The 23,511-nt window shown below is 58.5% G+C and carries 22 protein-coding genes and 1 pseudogene; 5 read left to right on the top strand and 18 right to left on the bottom strand.

Annotated elements, in window-relative coordinates:
- Positions 1–128: 128 nt before the first annotated feature.
- Together AGR7B_RS12580 and AGR7B_RS12575 are read left to right on the top strand one after the other, a co-directional pair.
- Positions 129–1,817: a GMC family oxidoreductase gene (locus AGR7B_RS12580; RefSeq protein WP_080856777.1), complete on the top strand. Its 1,689-nt coding sequence runs from the start codon at positions 129–131 to the stop codon at positions 1,815–1,817.
- A gap of 25 nt (positions 1,818–1,842) precedes the next feature.
- On the top strand, positions 1,843–4,356 hold the full coding sequence (locus AGR7B_RS12575) for a CoA transferase (protein WP_080856776.1): 2,514 nt from the start codon (positions 1,843–1,845) through the stop codon (positions 4,354–4,356).
- A 110-nt stretch (positions 4,357–4,466) separates the two neighbouring features.
- Here AGR7B_RS12575 and AGR7B_RS12570 read toward each other — a convergent pair whose 3' ends face one another.
- A complete protein-coding gene (locus AGR7B_RS12570) occupies positions 4,467–5,708 on the bottom strand; it encodes a Zn-dependent hydrolase (RefSeq protein WP_080856775.1) in 1,242 nt (413 codons plus the stop codon).
- Between the two features lie 13 nt (positions 5,709–5,721).
- Positions 5,722–6,564: a BtpA/SgcQ family protein gene (locus tag AGR7B_RS12565; RefSeq protein WP_065656263.1), complete on the bottom strand. Its 843-nt coding sequence runs from the start codon at positions 6,562–6,564 to the stop codon at positions 5,722–5,724.
- Between the two features lie 24 nt (positions 6,565–6,588).
- Between AGR7B_RS12565 and AGR7B_RS12560 the strand changes: the two genes are divergently transcribed.
- On the top strand, positions 6,589–7,485 hold the full coding sequence (locus AGR7B_RS12560; RefSeq protein WP_065656264.1) for a ribokinase: 897 nt from the start codon (positions 6,589–6,591) through the stop codon (positions 7,483–7,485).
- Positions 7,486–7,494: 9 nt separating this feature from the next.
- On the opposite strand, the gene AGR7B_RS12555 is transcribed toward AGR7B_RS12560, so the two are convergent.
- From AGR7B_RS12555 to AGR7B_RS12485, 15 genes and pseudogenes are all read right to left on the bottom strand, one after another.
- A complete protein-coding gene (locus tag AGR7B_RS12555) occupies positions 7,495–8,265 on the bottom strand; it encodes a glutamine amidotransferase (protein WP_080856774.1) in 771 nt (256 codons plus the stop codon).
- A 24-nt stretch (positions 8,266–8,289) separates the two neighbouring features.
- Positions 8,290–9,357 carry a phosphotriesterase family protein gene (locus tag AGR7B_RS12550; RefSeq protein WP_080856773.1) on the bottom strand — a complete coding sequence of 356 codons (1,068 nt, stop codon included), beginning with the start codon at positions 9,355–9,357 and terminating at the stop codon, positions 8,290–8,292.
- 4 nt (positions 9,358–9,361) lie between these two features.
- A complete protein-coding gene (locus tag AGR7B_RS12545) occupies positions 9,362–10,366 on the bottom strand; it encodes an ABC transporter permease (RefSeq protein WP_080856772.1) in 1,005 nt (334 codons plus the stop codon).
- A complete protein-coding gene (locus tag AGR7B_RS12540; protein WP_065656268.1) occupies positions 10,363–11,166 on the bottom strand; it encodes an ATP-binding cassette domain-containing protein in 804 nt (267 codons plus the stop codon). The genes AGR7B_RS12545 and AGR7B_RS12540 overlap by 4 nt, the downstream gene beginning before the upstream one ends.
- On the bottom strand, positions 11,163–12,116 hold the full coding sequence (locus AGR7B_RS12535; protein ID WP_080856771.1) for an ABC transporter substrate-binding protein: 954 nt from the start codon (positions 12,114–12,116) through the stop codon (positions 11,163–11,165). The genes AGR7B_RS12540 and AGR7B_RS12535 overlap by 4 nt, the downstream gene beginning before the upstream one ends.
- Positions 12,117–12,148: 32 nt before the next feature.
- Entirely contained in the window at positions 12,149–13,177 is a 1,029-nt protein-coding gene (locus AGR7B_RS12530; protein ID WP_080856770.1) for a LacI family DNA-binding transcriptional regulator, read from the bottom strand.
- Between the two features lie 192 nt (positions 13,178–13,369).
- The gene (locus AGR7B_RS12525; RefSeq protein ID WP_080856769.1) at positions 13,370–14,524 is read right to left on the bottom strand and encodes an iron-containing alcohol dehydrogenase; all 1,155 of its coding nucleotides are present in this window, start codon (positions 14,522–14,524) and stop codon (positions 13,370–13,372) included.
- A gap of 12 nt (positions 14,525–14,536) precedes the next feature.
- Positions 14,537–14,834: pseudogene (locus AGR7B_RS26530) on the bottom strand (hypothetical protein); the annotation flags it as partial.
- A 124-nt stretch (positions 14,835–14,958) separates the two neighbouring features.
- Complete coding sequence (locus AGR7B_RS12515; RefSeq protein ID WP_065656273.1) at positions 14,959–15,669, bottom strand: anti-sigma factor; 711 nt, start codon at positions 15,667–15,669, stop codon at positions 14,959–14,961.
- Positions 15,666–16,208 carry a sigma-70 family RNA polymerase sigma factor gene (locus tag AGR7B_RS12510; protein WP_065656274.1) on the bottom strand — a complete coding sequence of 181 codons (543 nt, stop codon included), beginning with the start codon at positions 16,206–16,208 and terminating at the stop codon, positions 15,666–15,668. Before AGR7B_RS12510 ends, AGR7B_RS12515 begins: the two co-directional genes overlap by 4 nt.
- Before the next feature lie 140 nt (positions 16,209–16,348).
- Positions 16,349–16,777: a DUF2177 family protein gene (locus AGR7B_RS12505; RefSeq protein WP_078051608.1), complete on the bottom strand. Its 429-nt coding sequence runs from the start codon at positions 16,775–16,777 to the stop codon at positions 16,349–16,351.
- Between the two features lie 69 nt (positions 16,778–16,846).
- Positions 16,847–17,224 (bottom strand): DUF2147 domain-containing protein, encoded by a 378-nt coding sequence (locus AGR7B_RS12500; RefSeq protein WP_078051609.1) that lies wholly within the window; start codon positions 17,222–17,224, stop codon positions 16,847–16,849.
- 29 nt (positions 17,225–17,253) lie between these two features.
- Positions 17,254–18,486: an SAM-dependent methyltransferase gene (locus AGR7B_RS12495; RefSeq protein ID WP_080856768.1), complete on the bottom strand. Its 1,233-nt coding sequence runs from the start codon at positions 18,484–18,486 to the stop codon at positions 17,254–17,256.
- On the bottom strand, positions 18,473–19,291 hold the full coding sequence (locus tag AGR7B_RS12490; protein WP_080856767.1) for a DUF1365 domain-containing protein: 819 nt from the start codon (positions 19,289–19,291) through the stop codon (positions 18,473–18,475). Before AGR7B_RS12490 ends, AGR7B_RS12495 begins: the two co-directional genes overlap by 14 nt.
- Positions 19,288–20,658, bottom strand: a complete 1,371-nt coding sequence (locus tag AGR7B_RS12485; protein ID WP_080856766.1) for an NAD(P)/FAD-dependent oxidoreductase — start codon at positions 20,656–20,658, stop codon at positions 19,288–19,290. Before AGR7B_RS12485 ends, AGR7B_RS12490 begins: the two co-directional genes overlap by 4 nt.
- 191 nt (positions 20,659–20,849) lie before the next feature.
- On the opposite strand from AGR7B_RS12485, the gene AGR7B_RS12480 reads away from it, so the two are divergent.
- The gene (locus tag AGR7B_RS12480) at positions 20,850–21,638 is read left to right on the top strand and encodes a DUF1295 domain-containing protein (protein WP_080856765.1); all 789 of its coding nucleotides are present in this window, start codon (positions 20,850–20,852) and stop codon (positions 21,636–21,638) included.
- Entirely contained in the window at positions 21,635–22,660 is a 1,026-nt protein-coding gene (locus tag AGR7B_RS12475) for an SAM-dependent methyltransferase (protein WP_080856764.1), read from the top strand. The genes AGR7B_RS12480 and AGR7B_RS12475 overlap by 4 nt, the downstream gene beginning before the upstream one ends.
- Before the next feature lie 208 nt (positions 22,661–22,868).
- Here the strand turns inward: AGR7B_RS12475 and AGR7B_RS12470 are convergent, their stop codons facing one another.
- Positions 22,869–23,477 (bottom strand): DsbA family protein, encoded by a 609-nt coding sequence (locus tag AGR7B_RS12470; RefSeq protein WP_078051615.1) that lies wholly within the window; start codon positions 23,475–23,477, stop codon positions 22,869–22,871.
- Positions 23,478–23,511 lie beyond the last annotated feature (34 nt).

Below are 23,511 nucleotides of genomic sequence, written 5' to 3'. Positions count from 1 at the left end.
GTCATTGGATTTTACGAGCCAATGTTGGTTATGCATCTAATTAAGCCAGGGAGGGAGCATGGCATGCCACGGCAAAGTGTCCAATCTTATAATTATGTGGTGTTCCATCGCGATGGGGGTGCAACCCGATGAGGAATGGTGGTTACGGAACTTTCCGCGACGTTTTTGACTACGTTATTGTTGGCGGTGGCTCCGCAGGCTGTCTGCTCGCAAATCGCCTCAGCCGTGACCCGTCAAAACGTGTCCTTTTGCTGGAAGCCGGCCGCAAGGACGACTATCCATGGATACATATCCCGGTCGGGTATCTCTATTGCATTGGCAATCCGCGCACAGACTGGCTTTACAAAACCGAGCCCGACGCCGGCCTGAACGGCCGCGCGCTGCGCTATCCCCGCGGCAAGACGCTTGGCGGCTGCTCATCGATCAACGGCATGATCTATATGCGTGGTCAGGCGCGCGATTTTGACGGGTGGGCAGCGGCAACCGGCGATGATGCCTGGTCCTGGCAAAATTGCCTGCCCGATTTCAAGGCGCATGAGGATCATTACCGGCTGGACGATGGCGCGGATCTGAAGACCGGCGACAACAGCCGGTTCTCCGACATGCATGGCCATGGCGGCGAATGGCGGATCGAGAAGCAGCGTCTGAAATGGGACATTCTCGAATCCTTCGCGGAGGCCGCCGTGGAAGCTGGCATTCCGCGTTCGGACGATTTCAACAGCGGCGACAATGAAGGTGTGGGCTATTTCGAGGTCAATCAGCGCTCCGGCTGGCGCTGGAACACGTCAAAGGCTTTCCTGCGCCCGGCGCGGAACCGTCCCAACCTGACGATCTGGACGCAATCTCATGTCGAGCGTTTGATCCTTGTAAAAGAGGCGTCCGGTCGCAAACGGTGCATCGGTGTCATGGTTGAGCGCCACGGGCAGCGCACGGAGGTTGGGGCGCGCGGAGAGGTTATTCTCTCTGCAGGTGCAATCGGATCACCGCAAATCCTGCAATTATCGGGCATCGGACCCGCCGCACTGCTGAAGCGTCACGGCGTTGAGGTCGAACACGACCTGCCAGGTGTCGGTGAAAATCTTCAGGACCATCTGCAAATTCGTGCGGTCTTCAAGGTCGGTAATGCGAAAACGCTTAATACGCTCGCCAACAGCGTTTTGGGTAAAGCAATGATCGGGCTCGAATATGCGTTGAAACGCAGTGGTCCGATGAGCATGTCGCCCTCGCAACTCGGCGCCTTCACGCGTTCCGATGAAAGCCAGGCCCATGCCAATCTGGAGTATCACGTCCAGCCCCTCAGCCTCGACGCGTTCGGTGAGCCGCTGCACACTATTCCCGCCTTCACTGCCAGTGTTTGCAATCTGAACCCGACCAGCGTTGGAAGCGTGCGGATTCGCTCCGGCAAAGTGTCGGACGCGCCGGCAATTGCGCCGAACTATCTCAGCACCGAAGAAGACCGCGGGATAGCTGCCCAAAGCCTCCGCCAGGTGCGCAAAATCGTGTCGCAGCCAGCGCTGGCAAAATACCGGCCTGAGGAATGGAAGCCAGGTCCGCAGTTCCAGAGTGATGAGGAACTGGCGCGGCTTGCGGGCGATATTGCCAATACCATTTTCCATCCGGTGGGTACGACGAAAATGGGCCGCGATGACGATCCGACGGCAGTCGTCGACAGTCGCCTCAGGGTACGCGGAGTTGCAGGGCTGCGTGTTGTCGACGCGGGCATCATGCCGAAGATCACAAGCGGCAACACCAACGCACCGACGCTTATGATTGCCGAAAAGGCGGCCGGCTGGATCATTGCCGACGCACACGCATAGAAAATTCTTGGGGAGGTTCAAAGAGATGACATCGACCGCACGGTCCACGCTTCCGCTTTCCGGCGTTCGGGTGGTTGATTTCGGGCAATATATTGCCGGCCCCGCCGTCGCCATGATCCTTGGCGATCTGGGTGCGACTGTCGTGCATATCGATCCCCCTGGCGGCCCGCTGTGGCAGAGCCCAGCCAATGCAACGCTCAATCGCAACAAAGCCATCGTCAACATCGATCTGAAGGTGCCTGAGGGCCGCAAGCAGGCGTTGGCGCTCATCGCAGAAGCAGACATTGTCATCGAAAATTTTCGCCCGGGCAAACTGGCAGCGCTCGGAATAGATTTTTCAACGCTCCGGCAGGAACGGCCGGAGTTGATCACGCTTTCCATCCCCGGCTTTGCTTCGAACGACGAGGAAAGGCGTGAGCTGCGCGCCTATGAAAGCGTCATCGCGGCAAGCTCCGGCGTTTTTACGGATATGGGCCTCAATCGGGTGCTCATGGGCGTCAACCCGTCCTTCTCCCCGCTGCCGCTGGCCTCGGCCTATGGCGCCATGCTGGCGTCGTCTGCAACAGTCCTCGCCTTGCAGGCGCGTGAGCGCACTGGGCTTGGCGATCACATCGAGGTGCCGCTTGCCAGCGCCGTCATGGAAGGACTGTGCTACAACTCGATCAAGATCGAAGGGCTCCCGGATCGGTATATCACGCAGCGCGAGCAGGAAATCGCCCGCCGCCGGGCCGAAGGCCTGCCGATGAACCTGAGTTACGAGGATCTGCAGGAACTTCTGGATCCGTTTTACAGAAGCTACCTCTGCAAGGACGGACGGATGTTTTACGTCGTCTGCCCCAGCCACAAGAACCACGCGAAGCGCTGCCTGCAAGCGCTCGGCATCTACGATGAGCTCGTGGCCGACGGGCTGACGGAGGAGGAAGATACATACCTTCCGACCTCTGAATGGAAATCCGATGTATCGCTCGGCGTCTACCCCTTACCCAAGTTCTGGGCCGACAAGATCGCGGCAAGAATGAAGGAGGTGTTCATTACCCGGACCGCCAAGGAGTGGGAGCGGATATTCGGGCGCGGCGGCTTTCCCGGCGCTCCGCAGCGCTGGCTGCAGGAGTGGATCAACGACGACCACGCTGAGACGGCGGGCCTTATGATCGATGTCAAGGACCCGGAATATGGGACCATGATCCAGCCTGGTCCGGTCGTCTGGCTCGAGGAAAGCGGCGCTGAAGTGCTGTCTCCAATGCCCCGACGGTGGGTCGAGTTTTCGACCGCGGTATCCCTGCTGAAGAATGAGAAGACCGAACTTCCACGCATAACCAATCCCGATGATCGCAGCGGTTGGCTACAGGGCGTTCGTGTGCTCGACCTTTGCAATGTGATCGCCGGTCCGCATTCTGTTTATTATCTGGCGCGTTTCGGTGCCGAAGTGATCAAGCTTGATCCTGCCTCGCCTCTCTACGATTGCTGGAATACCGTGATTTTCGGTATGTCGCACATGCGCGGAAAACAATCGGCGCTCATCGACATAAAAGCGCCCGAGGGTAAAAAGGCGCTCGAGGCGCTGATAAAGTCGGTCGATGTCATCGTCTGGAATGCGCCCGACAATCAAATCCTCAATATGGGACTTGATGCCGAGACGCTGAAAACGATCAACCCGAATGCCATTTTCTGTAAACTCGACTGCTTCAGCGGCGTGAGCCGTGGCCCGAGGACCGATTATGTCGGTTATGACGACCTGGTCCAGGCAGCGACCGGCATCATGCTCCGTTTCGGTGGCTCGATGCACGAACCGGAGGAACATGCGCATGTCGGTACGATCGACGTTATGTGCGGATTCGGCGGTGCACTGGGGGTCGCGGCGGCCCTTTACCAAAAACTGAAAACCGGTCGGGTTGGTCGCGGACGGACGTCTCTGTCTGCAAACAGCGGGCTCCTCCAGATTCCATTCTCCTATGACTATCGCGGTAGAAGTCTCTTCAACGAACCTGCCGGTCGGTACGTGGCGGGATATGATGCCCTGACCCGCTTTTATTATACCGCTTCCGGCGACTATCTGCTGTTCAGCTCAAATGAGCAGGATGTGCCAAAGCTTGACTGCCTGGACGACTTCAAAGGAATAGCCAGTCTGCCGAAAGACGAACGCGACGCATTTCTTTCCAGTATTTTTGCCGGCGATACCTCTCAATCGTGGTTGGAGAAGCTCCAACGGGAAGGTTTCGGAGCGGTGATTTGCGACAATATCGACGCGTTGCGATCCCGCTATTCACGGCAAGCCGACGGGACGAACGGTGTAGACAGAGGAAGTTATTCTTTCTCCATTTATGCAGACCATCCAAGCGGCCACGTTGTGACGCAGCTCGATCCCTGTGCCATTCGCCCCAGCCGCAGCTCGATCGTCTCTCCGCCGCCGGCGGAAAAATACGGTGCCTCAACCGTCAAGGTCCTCGAAGAGGTCGGCTATACGGAAAAAGAGATCGAGAAGCTGCTTGAGGACGGTGTTGCGAGCCAGAGCTGGAGCACGGAGTATCTGCCGAGCTGAAACCTCGAAGCTCGGTCGGAAACCGATAACGTTGTGGAAAATGGCAGGATTGCCCAGCGAGCTGATCAGGCCATGCGCAAGCATCCTGTCCCACGGTCGTCGAAGGTGACCTATGACAGGATTTGAAGAACCGAAGCGAAAAGCATGTTGCATCCCGCTATGCTATGTTCAGGTTCAACATGCTCTGCCTCGTTATGACTGAGACCGTCGCGGCACGGCACAAAAATCATGGCCGATGGTGCGACCCTGTTCATGAAAAGTGCATCGTGGAATGCGCCTGACAACATGCGTTCGGTCGAAAAACCGCGCTCCCGTGCGGCGCGGCCCAATGCCGACACGATGCCATCCTGGAAATTCGCCGGCGGCATGTCGAATATCTGTCCAATCGTCGCTTCGCATTTTTGGTCCATCGCAGCGTCGTGCACGATCGCGCGGATTTTGCTCTCCATTTCGTCGAGTGTTTCTGATGAGGGATGTCTGATATCGACGGTGAAAGTCACGGATTGTGGAATGGCGTTCACGGCACCGGGCTGCAACGCCATTCGGCCAACGGTGAACCGGGCCGCAGGATCCAGCGGCATCATGGCGGGGAAAAGCGATCCCAGCGCATTGACCGCGGCATGAAAAGGATCGCGTCTATATGCTAGGGCTGTTGTGCCGGCATGAGCAGTCTGGCCGGTGATTGACACCTCCAGCCAGCGTGTACCCTGTATGCCCGTCACAATCCCGATGGGCACGCCCTGTTTTTCAAGGGATGGACCCTGCTCTATATGTACCTCGACAAAAGCAAAGACCGGAAAACCAAGATCGCGCATGGTCGCTTCCGGCAGGCTTTTCAGGGTGGCGTCAAGCTCACCTGCAAAACCGGCGCCGTCATCCGTTGCCGCAAGATGAAGCCAGTTTTCGGGGATATTACCGGAAGCAAAAGCCATGGAGCCCATGCAGCCGGGAGCGAAGCGGCAGCCTTCCTCATTGGTGAAGGCGACCACCTCAATGGGGCGCTCCGTATCTATTCCGAAATCTTCGAGCGTTTCGAGAATCTCGAATGCCGAAAGCGTTCCCAGCGCTCCATCAAACCGGCCGCCTGACGGCTGGCTATCCAGATGGCTGCCGATCAGAAGCGGTGCAAGGCTCTCGTCGCGGCCACTCCTCCGAATGAAAAGATTGGCAAGGGGATCCTGAAACACGGAAAACCCCCGATCAATGGCGAGTTTCGCCAGCAGTCGTCTCGCCTCACGATCCAGTGCGGTCAGCGCCTGCCGGTTGACGCCGCCCTTTTCAGTCGCGCCGATCGCCGCAAATCGATCGAGATTTGCGAGCAGTCTTTCGCCGTTGATCGAAAGTTTTGCCATTGCTGTCTCCTTTTCAGCCATCGAGGCCGGGCTGAGCCGCTGCAACGAAAGAACGTACCCGGGACAGTTCGACCGGGTTCCACCAGACGCCGCCTTCCTTCAGCGATGACGCCACGATTACGCCATTGGTGCGTTTGAGGATTTCGATAATATTGCCTTCGTTGACCCCTGAGCCGACCAGAAGCGGCAGATGCGTGGCCGCGCCGATCTCCTCGATCTCTTCAAGAGACGCGCTGTTTCCGGTCCGCTGTCCTGTCGCTATCACGGCATCGGCGTCGAAGAAGGCGAGATCGCGCGTCAGCTCATCAATGCTGCGATCCGCCGTGATGGCGTGGGCGCCGTGCTTCACATGGCTGTCGGCAAAAACCTTGATGTGCTCCGCCCTCAGCAATGAACGGTAGCGCATCGCCTCGGCTGCACGTCCCTCCATGAAGCCCTCATTGGCCACATAGGCGTTTGCCCATTGATTGACGCGGATAAATTTTGCGCCGCCCGCCATGGCGATTGCAAGGGCAGGGATGGGAGCATTGGCCAGCACATTGATACCAACGGGCACGCCGGCGGCGCGAACGATGCGGTCCGTCACCACACTCATGAAGGCTGAGGTTTCCGGTCCGATATCGTCTGGTTTGGAGAAGGGAACGTCACCGTGGTTTTCGACGATCAGACCGTGCATGCCGCCTTCAACAAGGCGTTCGGCGTCGCGCATGCACGCATCGTAGATCGCATCCATGCTTGCGTTCCGATAACGCGGCGCTCCGGGAAAGGCCGGGCAATGTATCATGCCGATCAGCGCCTTGTTGCGACCGAAAATTTCCTTGATAGCATTGGCCGCGTTGTCGGATATGGTCTGCATTTCAGTCCCTTTCGAAAGTTTTTCATGCGTGCCTTTGTTATCGGCAATATCGCACTTGATGAAACCTATTCCATTGCCGCACTGCCGGATGCGGGCGCTTCAATCTTTGGCGAGCAGGCCTCGCGCAGTCTCGGTGGCAAAGGCTGCAACCAGGCCATTGTTCTTTCGAGATGCGGTGTCGAAACCACGCTCGTCGCCGCCGTCGGCAGCGATGAGCGTGCGATTGCGATCGAAAAGGCACTCACCCGCGAGCGCCTGACACCAAAGCTCATTTCCGTCGATAGCCCCACCAGCGATATCTCCATCATCCTGACCACCCCCGACGGTGAAAACTCGATCATCACTACCCGTTCGGCAGCGGCAGCGCTCGATCAGAAAGCTGCCTTGGACGCCCTTGCCGTCGCCGTCTCCGGTGACCTCCTCGTTTTGCAGGGCAATCTTTCGGAAGAAACGACCCTTGCCATTCTCAATGCGGCGAGATCGAAGGGACTAAAGACGGCTTTCAATCCGTCGCCGCTTCAGCCCTGGTTTGCAAGCGTCCTGCCGTTCATCGATATCGCCGTCCTCAACCGCCTCGAGGCCGAGGCGCTGACGGGTGAGAGAGGGTCCGATGCCGGAGCGTGCCTGCTGCGCGCCGGTGTCGGCCTCGTCATCGTCACGCTCGGCGGACAAGGCTGTGCGCTCGTGTCCGCCCAAGGCGCTATCGAGGTGCCCGCTGCGCCCGCCACAATCGTCGACACCACGGGCGCCGGCGATTGCTTCACGGGTGTTGCGCTTGCCTCCGCCATGCTTCGCGGCGTCGCCGTGGACGCGCGTGCCCTTGAGGATGCCTCAAGGGCCGCAGCCATCACGGTTGGCCGTCGGGGCACGCAGGATGCCTTTCCCAGTCGTCAAGAACTGATGACCATTTTGCAGGCGTAGCCGCTCTGGTCACGGCTTTTCCGTCAGCCAGCCGAGAATGTTCTTCCACAGCCGCCCATAGCCATCCCATTCGCAGAAGGCTGGAGAAAGCCAGTGCGGACCAATGTCGGATGTCCATGCGGCCGTGCGGCCCTTGCCGAACCGACCGGTGACGAGCAGCGGATGGGAACCCTGATCTTCCGGCAGACGGGCAACCACCTCGACATCGGCGCGGTCACGCACCTCCACCTCGTTGACACCAAGCAGTAGCGGCCATTCGCCGGAAAGGCCCGCCACGGTCGGATGGTCGGGTTTCAGAATATCGGCCGTCGAGCCTTCCGGGATTTCCACGCGGTCGTCCCATGGAAGGCAGGTGACGGGCAACGTATCTTCCACCGGCGTGCGGCGCCAGCGGGCCTTGCCGTCGATACCCTGGAAGGAGAAATAGCCGCCCACCATCAGCAGGCCGCCACCCTTTTCCACCCATGCCTTGATAAGCTTCAAACGGTTCGGCACGGTCTTTGACTGCAGCCAGACGGCCGGCGGCAGCAGGAGAGAATTTGCCCCGATATCCGAGAGAATGATGACGTCATACGCGTCTAGCCCCGCCATCTCGAAGGGAAATTTCTCCACCGCATCATGGGCAGTCATGTAAGTCAGCTCATATTCGCTGCCCTCTAGCGCTTTCACCAGCGGTTCGGCACCGAGGTGAAACGTCACGCTGCCAAATTGATCGAAGCCCTTGTAGTGGGTGGCGGAGCTGACCCAGCTTTCACCGACGAGGAGCACTTTTTTTGTCATGATCTTTCCATTTCCATAGGTTCGTCAGGTCTTTGCCTGGAAGACCGAGCGCGGATTATCCCGCATGAGGGTTTGAAGAGTGGCGTCGGTGAGGCCATGCCGCTTCAGCCGCGGCAGGAAATGCTTGAGAATATAGGCGTAGCCATTGCCGCCATATCGGGTCAGCATCATTTTCAGGAAGACGTCATGAGACAGCAGAATGCGGTCGAGGTAACCGCCCTCCGCCAGCGTGACAATCGAACGGGCGGCATCCTCGTCGCTGGGGCATTGCACCTGCTGGTCGGCGTAGAAAAAATCCATACCGATCATGTCGTATTCGATGAAGGCGCGGCGATCTGCGAGTTCGCTCTGGTAGGTGATATCCGCGTGGGACGGGTTCATGTGACAAAGAACCGTATGGTTTAGATCGGCGCCTTCATCCGCGACGATGTCGAGAACCCTGTGTCCCAGCCGAAGCCATCCCGGCAAATGAACCATCAGGGGAAGGCCGGTGCGGACCTGCGCCTGCGCCGCTCCCCGCAGGGACTTTTCCTCCGCTGCCGTGAAATCCGCGGAAACACCGATTTCGCCGATCAGGCCGATGCGAACATCGGTCCCATCGACACCGTGGAGCGCCTCGTGCACGATTTCGTCGGCTATGGCTTCGACGGTCAGCCCCGCCACCTTTTCGGGGTGGGAGGATGCAAGGTAATAACCAGCGCCCATGACGATGTTGAGCCCCGTCGCCTGTGAAATCCGTCGCAGCGCCAGCGGATTTCTGCCGATACCCTGACAGGTCGGCTCCACGACAGTCTGTCCCCCCGCCCTGGCGAAATCCTTCAGTTCCGCAATCGCCAGCGGCTCGTCATCGAGTGTGATATTGTGCTTGTTGACGAAGGGATCCTGACGCAGCTCGCTCAGGATTTCCATGCAGACGAAGCCTTCGGCGAGATATTGCCGCTCCGGTGTCCTGGGGGCGTGCCACCAGCATCGGCAATCGTTGAGGATGTGCTCGTGCATCAGGGTGACGCCAAGCTGGTCCGCAGCGATTGCGCCTTGCACGGTCATGATCTTTCCCGACAGGATATGCCCTTCTGACAGTTCCGTGGCCATCGCATCATCCCTTTCTCTTCGCGCCGAGGCGGAAGTTGGCGGTGAAGATGCGTGTGTTGAGCCAGATTGCTGCGAGAATGATGGCGCCCGTCACGATCTGGGTGAAGAAGGGAGAGATATGCATGAGGATAAGACCATTGCCGATGACGGCGATAGTCATGGTGCCCAGAACCGTGCCGAGAATGGTGCCGCGACCGCCCATCAACGATGTGCCGCCCAGAACCACCGCCGCAACCACCTGAAGCTCGAAACCGACCGCCGCATTCGAGGATCCCGACCCCAGCCGCGCCGCAATCATCAGGCCGGCAATGGCCGAGGCCACGCCCGCGGCCAGATAGACCGAGGCGAGAATCCATTTGGCTGGCATCCCCACGCGGCGCGCCGCTTCGGGATTGGAGCCGACGGCGACGACGCGACGACCATACCGCGTGCTTGAAAGAACGATATAGGCGATCACTGTGACGACGATGCCGATCAGGGCAGGGACGGGCATGCCGAGGAAATCACCCCGTCCGAGGTAAAAGAACCCGGGTGCTTCCGGTATCGGCACGGAATATCCCTGTGTGATGTAGAGGGCGACGCCGCGCAGTATGGAGAGGCCGGCAAGCGTCACGATGAAGGCTGGAATGCCCTGATAGGCAATGAACCAGCCCTGCACGAGGCCGAGCGCGCCGCCGAGCACGAGCATGGCGACGACAACCAGCGGCCAGGGGTAACCGGCCGCAAGCAGGATCGCCCCGACGGCATTGATCAGGGCGACCATGGAGCCGACGGACAGATCGATACCGCCGGTGATGATGACGAATGTCATCGCGACTGAGACGATCAGGATGGGCGCGGCCTGACGGACCACGTTCAGAAGATTGCCGGCCGTCAGAAACGTATCGGTGGTTGCGGAGAAGAACAGCATGCAGAGGGCAAAAAAGGCGGCGATGGAAAGCACCTGCGCATTTTCGGCGAAAAAGTCCGAAAGCGGCGAGCCTTTGGCGCGTTCAGTATAGACGGTCAATGACGTTGCCCTCCCACGATCAGACGCACGAGATCCTCGAGGCTGGTGTCGTTGATCTGACGCTCTGCCACCTTGGTGCCTTCATACATGACGGCGATGCGGTCGCAGACCCGGAAGAGATCCTGAAGCCGGTGGGTGATGAGAATAACCGACACGCCCTTGGCCTTGACGCGATTGATGAGCGAAAGCACGGCTTCCACTTCCGCAACGGCAAGCGCCGAGGTCGGCTCGTCCATGATCAGAACCTTCGGATTGAAGGAGGCCGCGCGCGCGATCGCGATTGCCTGTCGCTGGCCGCCGGACAGTTTCTCCACCTTGGAGGTGAGACGCGGAATGCGGATTTCCAGTGCATCCAGCATCTTGCGAGCTTCTGAAAGCATGGTCGGCCGGTCGAGAAACGGACCTTTGGTAATTTCGCGCCCGAGGAAGAGATTGCCCACGACATCGATATGGTCACACAGGCTCAGATCCTGAAAAACCATCTCAATGTTGCGGTTGCGGGCATCGGCAGGGCCGGAGAAGCGAATGGCTTCCCCTTCCATTGTGATCGTGCCTTCATCAGGGATATAGGTGCCGGAAATCACCTTGGTGAGGGTAGATTTACCGGCCGCATTGTCGCCGACGAGACCGAGGCACTCGCCGGGAAAGATATCCAGATCGACGCCGCGAAGCGCCTGATGCGAGCCAAAGGTCTTGCGGATATTGCGCAGGGAGATACGCGCTTCACGATCGGGCTGCCGGGAGAGAAGATCTCCCCCGGCGCCGTCGACAGCGCCTGTGTGCTGTCCGGCCGCAATCATTTGAAGACCGCACGGTAGGGTTCGACATTGGCCTTGGTGACGATGGTGACCGGCACGGCAATGGTCTTTTCCACGGTGCCGCCATCGGAGACGGTCTTGAGGGCCTTGACCGCCGCTGCACCCATGGCGGAAGGATCCTGCTGGATGACGCCTGCGACATAACCCGCATCGATGCCTGCAATCGCCTGTTTGGTCAAATCCCAGCCAAACACCTTGATGTCTTTCTGTTTGCTCTGGCTTTCAACGGCGGCGACCGCTCCAAGAAGAGCCGGTTCACCGGTGGCATAAATTGCGGTCATATCAGGATTGCCGGTGATGAGGTTTTCCGCTGCCGACAGTGCGGTGTCCTGAACGTTCTGGCCATCGACGACACCTGCCGCCGTGATGCCGGTCTTGTCCTTGATCGTGTCTTCAAAGCCCTTCTGGCGGATGTTCTGGATGAAGGAGTTCAGCGCACCGACGACGCCAATCTTGGCTTTGCCGCCCATGTCGGACTTCACGTAGTCAAGGAAGAATTTTCCCATGTCGGCGCCCGCTTTGCCGTTATCCACGCCGATCTGCGCCTTCTGCGGACCTTCCGGCAAGATGGCGTCAATGGCGACAACGGGAATATTGGCGGCGGCCGCCTGCTTTACGGCCGGCATGATGCCATTGACATCGATGGCGACCACGGCAATGCCGTCCACCTTCTGCTGGATATAGGTTTCAATCGCGCTGTTCTGAGCGGCGGGGTCATTGTTGGCGTTAAAGATCACCAGCTTGACGCCGGCTTCCTTGGCGGCTTTTTCCGCGCCTTCATTCATCTGGTTAAAAAACAGCGCCTGCTGGTTGATCTGAACCAGGGCGATCGTCTTTTCGGCGGCGTTGGCGAGACCAGCAGACAAAGTCGCGCCGGCAAGGACGGTCGCAGCCAGAGCTGCGGAAAAATATCGACGTTTGAAATTCAGCATTATCGTTCTTCCTCTGTTGGTTTCGTTGCTTTTTATTTGATCGCGGGCGGCGCAACGGATTCACGCACGACGATTCCGACGGGCAGCAATTCCTCCGACAGGAAGGAAGAATCCTGGTCCCAGTTGGTTTCAAGCAGAAGCGACAGGGCGCGCTGGCCGATCGCACTGACGGGTTGGCGAATGGCGGTGAGCGGTGGCGCAAAAAGATGCAGCGGCCCGACGTCGTCGAAACCTATCATCGACACGTCCTGCGGGATGCGCACGCCTTCGGAACGCAGAACCTCGACAAATCCGATGGCGATTTCGTCCGAACTGGCGAAAACCGCTGTTGCCGGGCGCCCCTCGTCCAGAAAGCGGCGCGCGGCAGCCCGGCCAAATTCCACGGTATATGCGCCGCAATATCTGGAAATCGAAAGCTCTGCCTCCGCCACCCGCTCGGTGAGAGCAGATTTGAGGCCGCGAAAACGACGCTCCGTACTGATCATGTCCTCTGGTCCCCCGACATAAAGGACATGTTTATGCCCATGCATAGCCAGATGCGCGCCAGCCAGGCGACCGCCCTGCTCATTGTCGCAGAAGAGTTTCGGCACGGTGGCGCCGGGCACGTCTTCATCGACCACCACGACCTTGCCGGTGGTATTGATCAGCTCCGCCAGTTCGTCGGTATTGGGGTGGTTCGTGATGAAAACGAGCCCATCCACATGATTGCGGGCAAGCAGACGAAGATAGGACAATTCCCGACCCGTACGGTTCAGCGTGGCGAAAAGCGAGAGGGCAAGTCCTCGCCTGTCGGCTTCTTCTTCCACGGCCGCAACGAGCATGCCGAAAAACGGGTTTCCAATATCGGGAACGACAAGACCGATCGTGTCCGAGCGCCCTCGGCTCAACCGTCTGGCATGCGGATTGGGCACGTAATTGAGTTCACGGATAGCGGCCTCGATGCGCGCTTTCGTTTCTGGCGGCAGCTCCAGCGTGCCGTTCAGAAGCCGCGATACGGTCGCAACTGAAACGCCTGCCGCCAGGGCGACATCTTTGAGGCTGGTCGCATGGTTCCGCGCCATCACACTCCCGCTTTCTGTTCCACTCTATCGGGTCTTTTCGACCTCTGTCCGGCTTGTAAAGCGATTTACTAAACCGGTTTACAAAGAAGTCTAAAAGCTCGGCCGAGTCAACACGGTTTTATAACCTCTTTAAAATTTGTCTGTTTCACCGGAGCCGGATCGAAGTGGAGATAAGGCGGCGCTTACCTTTGCCTACCAAGCATCTTCGTAGATTCTGGCGGCATCGGACAGCAGCACCGTCCGTGGATTGTTAACCAGCAGGCGGGTCTGTTCCATCGCACTTTCCGCCAGCAAGGCAAGCCCGTCTTTTGGTATCCCAACATCTCTCAGTCGCACCGGCAGGTTCAGGCGCCCGGGGAGCAAGGCCAGCCCTTCCAGGAAGCCGGCAAGTCGGCCGGACCTGTCGGCAGACTCCAGCTGAGGAAAAAGACATGGCGCCAATTCCGCATAGGCATCGCCGCACACCGTTGCGTTGAAACGCAACACATGCGGCAGGACCAGGCTGTTGGAGAGCCCGTGCGGAACATGATAGAGGCCGCCAATCGGGTAGGCGAGAGCATGAACGGCCGCAACCGGCGAATTGGCAAAGGCCTGACCGGCCAGCATCGCACCCAGCAGCATGGCCTGTCTGGCAACCATCTCGGCCCCGTTCTTCACGGCGATCTCGATATTCGCTCCAAGAAGCCGGAGCGCCTCTTTGGCAAGGGTGCGGGAAACAGGATTGTTGTTCGCACTTGCGGAGGTGAAGGCCTCGATGGCGTGGACCATGGCATCAATTCCCGTCGCCGCAGTCACCGCTGGAGGAAGGCCGACGGTCAGGCTTGCGTCGAGGATCGCCGCATCCGGTAGCAGGGTTGGCGACACCACGCCCTTTTTCTGATGTGCATCCGTGGTAACGATGGAAATCGGCGTGACTTCCGATCCGGTACCTGCCGTCGTCGGCACCAGCACGAGGGGCAGGCGTTCCCCGGTCACCTTGCCGACGCCGTAAATATCGCCGAGTGCTTCACCGCTCCTTGCCAGCAGGGCCACGAGTTTCGCGACATCGAGCGATGAGCCGCCACCGATGCCCAGTATGCCGGTGGCACCGAAATCGATTGCACGCGCCACAGCGTCGTGGATGACGGTTTCCGGAGGATCCGCGACAACGCCGGTGAAGATCGATGTTTCGGCTCCGCCCTCCGAAAGGCTCGCAAGGGCGGGTTGAACAAGCCCAGCCCTGACGACGCCATCGTCTGAAATTACCAGAACACGCGACCCGAGCCCGGTCTTCAGCTCCGAAAGCCTTGCGATACTGCCGGGGCCTGCGATTATCTGAGGGACAGTCGCGAATGTGAACGTGGACATCTTATCGGTCTCTCACTGATGCCATTTGACGAGAGGCTGATAGTGATGTGGTTGACGCATGACGACAAGATCCTTTCGCCGGACAATGTTCGTCGGGTAGGGTGTATCGAGGTTGGTGGTAGAAAGCGGTTCCACCCGGGTGTGGGCAGCCTCAAGCCCGGTCAGCGAAGTTCCGGGAAAACCAGAATGTCCGGCGCTGTCGTCGCCTTTGCTTCTCTGGCCAGTGCGGTGATGCGGGCGATGTTGTCTGCGACCACGGAGGAGGGGCGAACTGGGCAACGGCCGCGCGCGATTTGCGCCCGCGCGGGATCGATCTGCACGAGTTCACCGAAATCAAGGGCATCGTCGGCTTCGGAGATTGACCGTTACGACCCATCTCGTATCCGTGACGCGTTCATCGGGGACTCGCCTAGAAATCGGGAAGCGTTAAACCTTCATCCCCATCGCGCCGTGCCGACAGCGATAACAGGGCCGGTTGCCTGACCAGTCGGCGAGCCGCCGAAAGGTTCGACGCTGATCGCGAAGGTGGTGCCTTCGGTGATGCTGTTGCGCATGTCGGCGGGGATTATAAGATCGCCATTCGTGCCGGGCTGGAAGACGCCGAGCGAGCGGGTCTTGCCGCCATCCATCACCAGCCACAGTTCCAGCGATTTTTCGTCGGTCTTGCCGGTTGCGACAGGCACAATGTGCATCCGTCCGGATTCCGCATCGTAGGAGGCGAGGAGATTAACCTGGCTGTCGGTCGTTGCAAGTTCGGCCACCAACGGAGTGGCGCCCTGCCATTTTTCGGGGAAGGCGGCGTAAACGATGGCGGCCACGGCGGTTGCGCTGGTGGCAACCGAGATCCAGCGCCAGAAGGACGCGGAATTCCAGAGGCTGCCATTGGTATTGACGGTCCTGCCGCCGAACAGGCGTTCTTCGATACGCGCAAGAACAGCGGCGCTCGGTGCCTGCTCCTGGTAATCGGCATTGAAGTCGGAAAATTCCGCCTCCCAGCGCTGCACCAGCTGTGCGAAGGCCGCGTCGTCCTGCATGCGTCGTTCCAGTTCACGGCGCTTTTCGAGCGGCAGCACGCCCAGGACATATTCACCGGCGAGGATGTCGTCGTGCGAATGCTTGCCGCCGCTCTGTTCGCCCGTTGTCATCGCTGCATGCACTCTCTGAGTTTGAGAAGACTGCGTCGCAGCCAGGTTCTGACCGTGTTGAGCGGCACGCGCAATTCTTCTGCGAGTTCGAGATAGCTCAAGCCCTCGACATAGGCCCGACGCACCGCCTGCGCGTGTACGGTCTCAAGCTCGCGCATGCAGGCTTCGATCCTGCGGCCTTCATCGGCGAGAACGATCTGCTGCTCAGGATCGCGGGCGCTCTCGTCGGCAAGATCGTAGGCTTCTTCGATGTCGTCGGTTATGGGCTTGCGGGCGCGGATCGTGTCTATTGCATGATTGCGGGCAATGGCGGCAAGCCATGTGGCGGGTTTGCCGGCGCTGGCGGCAAATGTCCGGGCCCGCTGCCAGACCTTGATATAGATTTCCTGCAGCGCCTCCTCGGCTTCCGTTCTGTCACGCAGGATTTTCAGGCAGATCGCGAAAAGCTTCGGACTGGTTGCCTGATAAAGCGAGACGAATGCTGAACGATCACCCATGCCGACGCGGTTAATAAGGCTTGCGATCTCTGTGCCCTGCATTCGAACCTTCCTTGCTGCGCCTCCTTTATAGGATCGTATTTCGCAGGAAGACAAGAGATGCATGCTCATGCTGCGAACCTGGCAACGACTGGGCCGCAGGGTTATCGCACTTAAGCGGCCGGTAAGAGGGGATGTCGTCATCACAGGCCCGTCGGATTTTCCAGCGGGCCGACCAGCCGCACCGTGAGGAAATAGCCGATTGTAGCCGCTGCCGCGGAGACGAAGGTTCCCCATAGAAGATCGGCGACGGTCAGGGTCGTGGACCAGCTTTTGAGCGTCGCCTGATTGGTCAGGTCGTAAGTGGCATAGGCCATGAAGCCGACCACTGCGCCATAGAGCAGCGCGGTCGTCCATTCTCCTGTCTGAAAGGCCGGGCGAACCGCAAGAAAGGTCAGGCCGGCGGCATAGATGAGGTAAAAGACGACCGCCGGAGCAAGCCGAAAGTTTTCTGCCAGAAGATCGCCGATGGCCGGGCGGTAAAGGCGCGACGCCATCGTGCTCAACCAGATGAAATCAATCACCAGAAAGGCGACGAGGGTAAAAAGGTAGGCTGCGACATAGGTTTTCATTGGTGTTTTCCTTTGCAGGGCCTCGATAAGGGAGCGACGATGGCGGGTCGAGGCAACGTGTAGATGTGGCTAGTCGATCCTTGTCCAATTTATGCCTTTGCACAGCAGACCGGCGACGATACAGCCTTTCGTTGTCATGCCGTTGCCGTTTATTGTCACTGTTATCCTGTAGGATTTATCCCGCTGGGGGTCGAAAGCGGTGCCGGAATAACTGCCTGCCTCTGTCTGCTTTATGTCCATGATCAGCCGGTCCCCGGCCTTTTCCTTCGGGGTGCCCGGCTTGATCCAGGTGTTTGTGGCACAGATATTTTCACCGCAGGGCGCAATCAGTACTTTCGCCTTGCCGTCTCCGCGCGCCCAGTTGCCGTCGATATCGGCCGCCGTCGCGCTGGACGCGACCAGCAGTGACCATAGGACGGAAGCAACCGTCAATCCGTTGATCATCATTGTCTCTCTCTCCGCAGTTTGGTCCCGCCTTATCTGTGTTCGATCGTGTAGAAGCCCACATTTATGCTCCCCTCGGCAAAGCCTGCCTCGCAATAGCAAAGGTAATAATCCCAAAGCCGTCGAAAGCGGTCATCGAAGCCAAGCAGGGAAATCGCCTGCCACCGCGCGTGAAAACGCTGGCGCCATTCGGCGAGCGTGAGCGCGTAGGACTGGCCGAAAAGTTCTTTATCGGTGAGCTTAAGGCCGGTTTTGTCGACCGCTTTTTCGAGCGCGGCATCTGAGGGCAGAAAGCCGCCGGGAAAGACGTATTTCTGAATGAAATCCGCCTTGCGCCGATATGTATCGAAGCGGCTTTCTTCAATCGAAATGATTTGCAGCACCGCGCTGCCGCCCGGTTTCAGGCATCTTTTCAGCGTTTCGAAATAGCTCGGCCAATAGGCCTCGCCGACTGCTTCGAACATCTCGACGGAGACAATCCTGTCGAATTGGCCGTTCAGGTCGCGGTAATCCTGCAGCCTCAGATCGATGCGGTCTGTGCTGCCGGCTTTTTCCGCCGCATTTTTTGCCCATTTTAGCTGGGAGGGGGAGAGTGTGATGCCGGTGACGTTGGCTTTGGCCTGCGTGGCAAGGTGAATGGCGAGTGCGCCCCAGCCGCAGCCGATCTCCAATATGTTCTCGCCGCCGCTCAATTGCAGTTTATCGACGATACGTTCCAGTTTTTTAAGTTGTGCGGCTTCGAGCGTAGACGCCGTGTCATCGAAAATCGCCGAAGAATACAGCATGGAAGGATCAAGCCACTGCCGGTAAAACTCGTTGCCGAGATCATAATGCGCTTCGATATTGCGGCGGCTGCCGCGTCTGGTATTGGCATTCAACCCGTGCGCAGTGCGGTTGAGAAGGCGCATCGGCAGGCTGCCGCGCATTGACCTTGCGAACGCCTCGCGATTTTGGGCCGCAAAGCGGATCAGCGCCGTCAGATCTGGTGTGGTCCAGTCGCCTTCGATGAAACCCTCGGCAAAGCCGATGTCGCCGTTCAGCAGCATTCGCCGGATCGCGCGCCAGCTATGCAGGACAAGGATCGCCTCGCTGCCATTCGTTGCGCCGGATCTTTCAATGATGCCGCCGCCGGGAAGAATGACATGTAATCTTCCCCTGTCGATATTGCTCAACAGCCGGTTGATGAGCCACATGCCTGGGCTGATGCGGTCGTTCAGGCGCGTATTCTTCGCCGATAATTCCGTGAGATTGTCAAACGGGGTCATGAATTTTGGCCTCGATTTGCGACGATGAAGGATGATGGAAGGAGACTGGACCGGCAGGCGGCAGCGGCCGTTTTCTGAGCTGCACGCCTTTCAGCCAAATTTTCAGGGCCTCCCAATGAATGCCCAGAATGACCTTGAGCGTCAGGAGGGGAATGGTGAAGAAAGCTTTCAGAAGCGCACCGTCCGTCAATTCGACACGCCGGGCCAGATGCCGGGCGGTCAGGATCCGGCCGTCCTTGTCGAAAGTATCGATGACGATTTTCAGCCTGTCGCCGGGCGGGGCGACGCGGAAAACATAGTGGAGATCCATGTCCATGAATGGGGAGACATAAAAGGCCTTGTCGCATTGCTGGACGATCTCGGTCGATTTGCCGGCTTCCACCGGGATCAGGTATGAGTGTCTCTCGCCAAACGTGTTGTCCACCTCCCAGAGGATAGCTTTGAGCGACAAGTCGCGCCCGTAGCAGAAGAAGACACTGAGTGGGTTGAAGGCCCAGCCGAGCACGCGCGGCATGGTGAGCAGACGTATCGGCCCGCCATCCACTGCCATGCCTGCCGCCGTCATGGCTGACTCGATGTGCTGGCGCAGCCCGATGGCGCTGCGGTTGCCGCGGTCCCTGCTGTGAAACGAGAACAGATTGAACCGGTCTACGGAGAAAAATCGCAATTTCCGGTCGAGCACGTTCAACTCATCGAGGTCGAGGAGCAGCGAATAAATCCGGTAGGCGAGCTTATGGGTTTTCGGCTTCAAGCGCGCATGCGTTACATGGCCGGGAAAAAGCGCCGAGGTGAGGGGAGGCGTCATGCCATCGCCTCCATGATTTCCGTGTCTGTCGCAATCGTCGCCAAATCCAGGCGGATGATCCGGCCGTTGTCGTCAGCAACCTTCCATGGACGGGATACGCCGCCAAGATCTTCGGCGACGGCAAGGCCGGCCTGAAGACCATCTTCATGAAAACCGGATCCGAAATAAGCGCCGCAGAACCAGGTGTTTCGCAGACCCTGCAGGGCCCATAGCTCCTGACGCGCCTGTTCGGTGCCAGCATCAAAAACCGGATGGTGATAGGTTTCCTCGGCGATGATTTTTCCTTGATCCGGTTCTCGCTCCGGGTTCAGCGTTACGAAAATGTCCGGGGTTTCACCCAGCGGCTGAAGTCTGTTCATCCAGTAGGTAATGCTCGGCAGGCTCGTTTTAATGCGCGTGTCGGCCACATAGTTCCAGCTTGACCAGGCAGCGCGGCGGCGCGGCATGAAACGGCTGTCGGTGTGAAGCACGGCGCGGTTTTGGGTGTAGGCAAAAGCGCCAAGAATGCGCCGTTCGGCGCGTGTTGCATCGGCGAGCATGTCGAGCGCCTGATCCGCATGGGTTGCTATCACCACGTCATCGAAGCGCACGGCTTTGCCGTCCGCAGTGGTGATTTCGACGCCGTCCGGCAGGCGGTGGATGCGCTTCACCGGCGTCGAGAGGAGAATTCGATCTGCAAACGGCGCCGTAATGCGTTTCACATATTCGCGCGAGCCACCGATGACTGTGCGCCAGACCGGCCGATTGCGCAGCAACAGCAGGCCGTGATTGCGGCAGAATTTGATGAAATGCGCCGCCGGATAACGGCCGACCTCCATGGCCGGCGTGGACCAGATGGCCGCAGCCATGGGGTAAAGATGATCGTCGCGGAACGCTGAACCATACCGGTTGCGGTTGAGATATTCGTCGAGAGACAGATCGCCCATCAAATGCAGGTCGCGTGGGGCGTTGCGGTAAAAGCGCAAAAGGTCCGCAAGCATCGCCCAGAAACGTGGCCTCAGGATGTTGGACTTCTGGGCCAGCAGGCCAAGGCCGGTTCCGCCGGAATATTCGAAACCGCCATTATCCAGAGAAACGGCGAAAGACATGTTCGACGCCGCTGTCGCCACGCCCAATTTCTGGAAAAGCGCGGTGAGATTGGGATAAGTCTGCTCGTTATAGACAATGAATCCGGTATCGACATGGACTTGTCCGTGGTCCGTGCTGAACGTCACGGTATTGGTGTGGCCTCCGATGCGGTCAGCCGCTTCGAAAACAGTTACATCGTGTCGTTGCGACAAAAGCCAGGCCGCCGACAAACCGGAAATTCCCGTTCCGACCACGGCGATGCGGCGGCTTTGTTCTCTTTTCGCTTCGGTGTCGACCATTTTTCCTCGCTGTCGCACTGCCAATCCAGTCCTGGGACCGCGACATGTACGAGGAGGCCGCCCGATCAGTTTCACCGGCGCACCGATTTTTTGAAATTTTGTCCGGCGCCTGAAACTATTTTGCGGGTCCGCTCGTATTTGCCATCACGAAACCCGACCTCAAACCATTCAAAATGGCGAGCGAATTAGTGATGTTTTCTGTAGTCCTGGCGCTTGCCATTCTCATGTCGCTTCTGATGGCGGGTGCTTGGGCGTTGCAGAGAGCAACCGGTTCAAGCGGCTGGATAGACACGGTCTGGGCGGCAACTGTCGGGCTTGGCGGAATTTTTGCCGTTGTTTTCGCTGGTGGAGACGGCTGGCGGCGCGGTGCTATACTTTTCCTGGTCGTTGTCTGGTCCCTGCGGCTTGCCGGCCATATTGGCATGCGCACGCGAGGAGGCGGGGAAGATCCCCGCTATGCAAAGCTTATGGAGCAAAGGGGAAGCGCTGCCGCCCTGCGGCTATTCATCTTCCTGCAGATACAGGCAATCGCCGCTTTCGTGCTCGTTCTTGCGGTCTATCTTGCGGCAAGCAACACCCATGTGTTTCCGCGTATGGTTGACGTTATCGCCATGGTGGTTTCCCTCGGCGCGCTGGCAGGCGAAGCGCTCTCCGACGCCCAGCTCTCGAAATTCAGAAAGACCGCAGCGGCAAAAAACAGTGTCTGCGAAACCGGCCTGTGGCGTTATTCCCGTCACCCCAACTATTTTTTCGAATGGCTTTTCTGGTGCGGTTTTCCGCTGCTGGCCATTCAGGGGCAGCCCTTGTCATGGGTATCGCTCGCCGCACCGGCGATGATGTACTGGCTGCTTGTCCATGTCTCCGGCATTCCGCCGCTTGAAGACCATATGCTCCAATCGCGCGGGGAAAAATTCCGCGCCCTTCAACAACGCGTCAACGCCTTTTTTCCGGGGCCGCGCAAGAACGAGGACAGGCCATGAACATGCTCGCACTCGCCATCAACGCCGCCGAGCGCGCGCCGCTCAGCGACAGCGTGACGCTCGCCGGAATAGATATGCTCTGCGCACGGACGAAACGGCGGCTTGCCGTTACGCCAGCGGATGCGGAAGAGGCTTTCGCGGCGGATATGGTGAATTTTCCCGTCGCCAGCCATACCGACGATGCAAACAAACAGCATTATGAAGTGCCAGCGGCATTTTTTGCGCTCGTTCTGGGAGAGCAGCGCAAATATTCCTGCTGTTATTATGATGATGCGACGACGACGCTGGATGAAGCTGAAAATGTTGCTTTGGCCCAGACCTCGGCCCATGCCGGCCTAGAAGACGGCATGGATATTCTGGAACTCGGCTGCGGATGGGGTTCGTTATCCCTTTATATGGCCGGCCGCTTCCCAAATGCGCGCATCGTGTCAGTCTCGAACTCCGTGTCGCAGCGCGAATATATAATCGGTCGTGCCCGAGAACGCGGGCTTTCAAACCTTTCTGTCGTGACGGCCGATATGAATGATTTTACGACGGGAGATCGATTCGACCGTGTCGTATCGGTGGAAATGTTCGAGCATATGTCGAATTGGCGCGTGTTGTTCGAGCATGTTCACTCGTGGCTGAAGCCGGACGGCAGATTTTTCCTGCATGTGTTTAACCACCGCGACCGATCCTATCGTTTTGACCACAACAATCCTGCCGACTGGATCGCCCGGCACTTCTTCACCGGCGGCATCATGCCGGCCTTCGACCTTCCCCATCGCTTCAGTCAGCTTTTCACCGTCGAGCAGGAGTGGCGCTGGTCAGGGTCGCACTATCGTCGGACAGCGCTCGATTGGCTCGAAAATTTCGACAAAAAAATTGACCGTATCCGACCCATTCTGCAGCAAACCTATGGCGCCGACGCCCGGCTGTGGGAAAGGCGATGGCGATTGTTCTTCCTGGCGACCGCGGGGCTCTTTGGGCATGAGGGCGGTGACGTGTGGGGTGTGGGGCACTACTTTTTTAAGAGGGTTTAGTGTTACCCCCACACAATCGGCGGCGTCACGTTCTAAAACCCGCGCTCGAAACGTTTGCCAAAACGAACGTTTTCTCTCAGTGAGGCGTGCAGACCGGAAGCGAGGATTCTAATGGGGCATCGAGGGGGTCCTTATGACGATTTCACTGGCAACTTCCCTGACAATCGAGATGACAGGGAGGGGCGTTGTTCCGGGCGAGATTTCCGAATTATGACCGGGCCTGTTTAATCGCGGCCTTGAGGCCTTTCTCATCCAGAACACCGGGATAGATCGTCTTGCCGATGACGAAGGATGGCGTGCCGACAAAGTTGAAGGCGAGCGCCTGGCGATAATTTCGATCGAGCAGCGCGGAGATTTTCCTGTTGTTGCTGTTCACCGCCGCGGCGATGTCTTTCATCGCCAATCCGGCGCCGGTCAGAGCCTTTTCGACATCGTTTTCGGAAATACGCGCCTTTGTTTTCATCAGCGCTTCCATGGCGATTTCATATTGACCGATCTGGGCGGCCCCCAGTACCGCTTGCGCCGCGAAGACTGATGCGCCACCAAAGATCGGCCAGTCCTTCAAAACAAGCCTGACGTCGCCGTCATTGGCGACAACCTTTTTCACCATGGCATGTGAAGTCTTGCAGTAGGGGCATTGATAATCGAAATATTCGACAATCGTGACCTTGCCTTTGGGATTTCCAAGCACGGGTGCGTCCCTGTCGAAGAACACCTCGTCCGTGCTGACCTGCTGTGCGAAGCCGTCTCCTGCAGACACCAGCGCTCCGCTAAAAGCCGCCAGTCCGCCGGCCATGAAATCGCGTCGTGAAAACATCAGAATTCTCCTTGTTGGATTATTGGATACCGGT

Source organism: Agrobacterium deltaense RV3, from assembly GCF_900013505.1.
Classification (GTDB): domain Bacteria; phylum Pseudomonadota; class Alphaproteobacteria; order Rhizobiales; family Rhizobiaceae; genus Agrobacterium; species Agrobacterium leguminum.
Note: the sequence above shows the minus strand (reverse complement) of the source record. Positions and strands in the feature narration are given on the sequence as shown.

What these genes read in the sequence shown, in the direction of transcription:
- AGR7B_RS12580 (WP_080856777.1), top strand. Translation starts at nt 129, where the DNA reads ATGAGGAATGGTGGTTACGGAACTTTCCGCGACGTTTTTGACTACGTT.
- AGR7B_RS12575 (WP_080856776.1), top strand. Translation starts at nt 1,843, where the DNA reads ATGACATCGACCGCACGGTCCACGCTTCCGCTTTCCGGCGTTCGGGTG.
- AGR7B_RS12570 (WP_080856775.1), bottom strand. Translation starts at nt 5,708, where the DNA reads ATGGCAAAACTTTCGATCAACGGCGAAAGACTGCTCGCAAATCTCGAT.
- AGR7B_RS12565 (WP_065656263.1), bottom strand. Translation starts at nt 6,564, where the DNA reads ATGCAGACCATATCCGACAACGCGGCCAATGCTATCAAGGAAATTTTC.
- AGR7B_RS12560 (WP_065656264.1), top strand. Translation starts at nt 6,589, where the DNA reads ATGCGTGCCTTTGTTATCGGCAATATCGCACTTGATGAAACCTATTCC.
- AGR7B_RS12555 (WP_080856774.1), bottom strand. Translation starts at nt 8,265, where the DNA reads ATGACAAAAAAAGTGCTCCTCGTCGGTGAAAGCTGGGTCAGCTCCGCC.
- AGR7B_RS12550 (WP_080856773.1), bottom strand. Translation starts at nt 9,357, where the DNA reads ATGGCCACGGAACTGTCAGAAGGGCATATCCTGTCGGGAAAGATCATG.
- AGR7B_RS12540 (WP_065656268.1), bottom strand. Translation starts at nt 11,166, where the DNA reads ATGATTGCGGCCGGACAGCACACAGGCGCTGTCGACGGCGCCGGGGGA.
- AGR7B_RS12535 (WP_080856771.1), bottom strand. Translation starts at nt 12,116, where the DNA reads ATGCTGAATTTCAAACGTCGATATTTTTCCGCAGCTCTGGCTGCGACC.
- AGR7B_RS12530 (WP_080856770.1), bottom strand. Translation starts at nt 13,177, where the DNA reads ATGGCGCGGAACCATGCGACCAGCCTCAAAGATGTCGCCCTGGCGGCA.
- AGR7B_RS12525 (WP_080856769.1), bottom strand. Translation starts at nt 14,524, where the DNA reads ATGTCCACGTTCACATTCGCGACTGTCCCTCAGATAATCGCAGGCCCC.
- AGR7B_RS12515 (WP_065656273.1), bottom strand. Translation starts at nt 15,669, where the DNA reads ATGACAACGGGCGAACAGAGCGGCGGCAAGCATTCGCACGACGACATC.
- AGR7B_RS12510 (WP_065656274.1), bottom strand. Translation starts at nt 16,208, where the DNA reads ATGCAGGGCACAGAGATCGCAAGCCTTATTAACCGCGTCGGCATGGGT.
- AGR7B_RS12505 (WP_078051608.1), bottom strand. Translation starts at nt 16,777, where the DNA reads ATGAAAACCTATGTCGCAGCCTACCTTTTTACCCTCGTCGCCTTTCTG.
- AGR7B_RS12500 (WP_078051609.1), bottom strand. Translation starts at nt 17,224, where the DNA reads ATGATGATCAACGGATTGACGGTTGCTTCCGTCCTATGGTCACTGCTG.
- AGR7B_RS12495 (WP_080856768.1), bottom strand. Translation starts at nt 18,486, where the DNA reads ATGACCCCGTTTGACAATCTCACGGAATTATCGGCGAAGAATACGCGC.
- AGR7B_RS12490 (WP_080856767.1), bottom strand. Translation starts at nt 19,291, where the DNA reads ATGACGCCTCCCCTCACCTCGGCGCTTTTTCCCGGCCATGTAACGCAT.
- AGR7B_RS12485 (WP_080856766.1), bottom strand. Translation starts at nt 20,658, where the DNA reads ATGGTCGACACCGAAGCGAAAAGAGAACAAAGCCGCCGCATCGCCGTG.
- AGR7B_RS12480 (WP_080856765.1), top strand. Translation starts at nt 20,850, where the DNA reads ATGTTTTCTGTAGTCCTGGCGCTTGCCATTCTCATGTCGCTTCTGATG.
- AGR7B_RS12475 (WP_080856764.1), top strand. Translation starts at nt 21,635, where the DNA reads ATGAACATGCTCGCACTCGCCATCAACGCCGCCGAGCGCGCGCCGCTC.
- AGR7B_RS12470 (WP_078051615.1), bottom strand. Translation starts at nt 23,477, where the DNA reads ATGTTTTCACGACGCGATTTCATGGCCGGCGGACTGGCGGCTTTTAGC.